Genomic DNA, 1858 nt, shown 5'->3' on the forward strand with positions numbered 1-1858 from the left:
GCGCAGCGGCCGCTTGGGCGATCGCTTGGGCCAGGGGGTGGCGAGTGCCCCGCTCCACGGCCGCCGCCAACTGCACCAGGCGATCGCCCGTCATGTCAGCCACCAGGGGTTGGCGATCGACCAACACCGGTCGCCCCGTGGTGAGGGTTCCCGTTTTGTCAAAGACCACCGTGGTCACCTGCTGGAGCCGTTCCAGCACATCACCACCCCGGATCAAAATCCCCTGTTCTGCGCCCCAACTGGAGCCAACCAAAATGGCCGTCGGCGTGGCCAAGCCCAAGGCACAGGGACAGGCCACCACCAGCACGGAAATGGCGAGCTTCAGGGCCAGTTGCCCAGGGGTCACCGGCTCCGACACCATGGGGGCGATCCCGGCCATGGCCAGGTGGGCGGTGTGGTTGGCGTGGGCGGTGGTTTGGGCGGCCGCTTGCAACACAGCGGGGAATCGATCGCCCCAAAGGGCCCAAAAGCCAAAGGTGAACCCGGCGATCGCCATCACCCCCCAGCAAAAATAGCCCGCCACGCGATCGGCCAAGCGCTGGATCGGAGCCTTGCGCCCCTGGGCTTCGGCCACCAATTGCACAATGCGGGCCAATTCCGTGTCGCGGCCAACCCGCTGGGCCCGAATCACGATCGCCCCCGATTGGTTGAGGGTTCCCGCCAACAGGCGATCGCCCGGCTGCTTGATCACCGGCTGCGATTCCCCCGTCAACATCGCCTCATCCACCGTGGTTTTACCCAACACCACCACCCCATCCACCGGCAACCGATCGCCCGGCAACACCAACAGGGCTTGGCCCACCTGCACCGTTCCCACGGGAATCGATTCCGTTGGCAGCGCTTCTCCCAATTCCGTGGGTTCCTGGGTCAACCGACGCGCCAGGGCTGGCTTCAGGGCCAGCAGGGCCGTGAAGGATTCCCGAGATCGCACTCGCACCCGGGCCTCGATCGTGCGGCCCAACAGCACAAACCCCAACAGCATGGCCGGCTCATCAAAAAAACAAGCCCAATCCCAACTGGGGTGAACCAAGGCCACCACACTGGCCAGATAGGCCGCACCGGTTCCCAAGCCAATCAGGGAGTTCATGGTGGGAATGCCGCGTAGGAGCGAGCGAAACCCTTCTAGCAAAATTTCTCGCCCCGGAAACAGCAGGGCCAAGGTGGCCACCGCAAAGTGAAATTCCACCCGGCTGATCAACGGGATGGGCGGGCCCCCCAGCCGATCGAGGTGGCCCAAGGTGGAAATCAGCAACAGCACCCCGGCAATCACCAGGGGCCGCCACCAATCGCCCGCCGTGGACGGGGTTTCCGGGGCGATCGGGGTCAAATCTGCCGAAGTTTGCACTTCGCTGGGAAACCCTGCCCCCGTCAAGGCCGCCGCCAGGGCGGGCACGGTGGCCTGCACGTCGGTTCCCGGCAGCAAATCCACCACCGCCAAGCCCGTCGCCAAGTTCACATTGGCATCGGCCACCGTGGGTTGGCGTTTCAGGCGATTTTCCACAGCCGCCACACAGCCCCCACATTTCATGCCCGAAACCGTGAGCACGGCCGTGGGTTTGGGGGATGGGGAAGGGCTGGTCAGGGTCATAGGATTCACGGGCGATCGCGGCGATCAGGGAAAACGTTGGAATCTGGGATCGAAATCTGAAAGTTGGCTGACGGCGATCGGGGAGCCAATCGACGCAGATCGACTATAGCGGTTTGGCGAAAGGGTCGATCGCTCCCCGGCTCGGGTATGCTGCAAACCAGCCTTTTTCGATCGGGTTCTCGATCGCCCCTCGACCGTGACCGACTCTCCGCCTCCTTCCTCCGCTTCCGAATTGCCGCCCCCCTCGCCCGCCGAGCCGGCCGCCAATCT

The 1858-nt window shown here is 64.6% G+C and carries 2 protein-coding genes; both read right to left on the reverse strand.

The genetic code is table 11. The features are described 5' to 3' along the window. The coding region (locus AMR42_RS16750) for a cation-translocating P-type ATPase (protein WP_143473154.1) at nt 1-1588 on the reverse strand (1588 nt) is incomplete at its 3' end. Between the two features lie 24 nt (nt 1589-1612). Next, a partial coding sequence (locus AMR42_RS20675; RefSeq protein WP_158234522.1) for a hypothetical protein occupies nt 1613-1858 on the reverse strand: 246 nt, incomplete at its 5' end.

Source organism: Limnothrix sp. PR1529, from assembly GCF_002742025.1.
Lineage (GTDB): Bacteria > Cyanobacteriota > Cyanobacteriia > CACIAM-69d > CACIAM-69d > CACIAM-69d.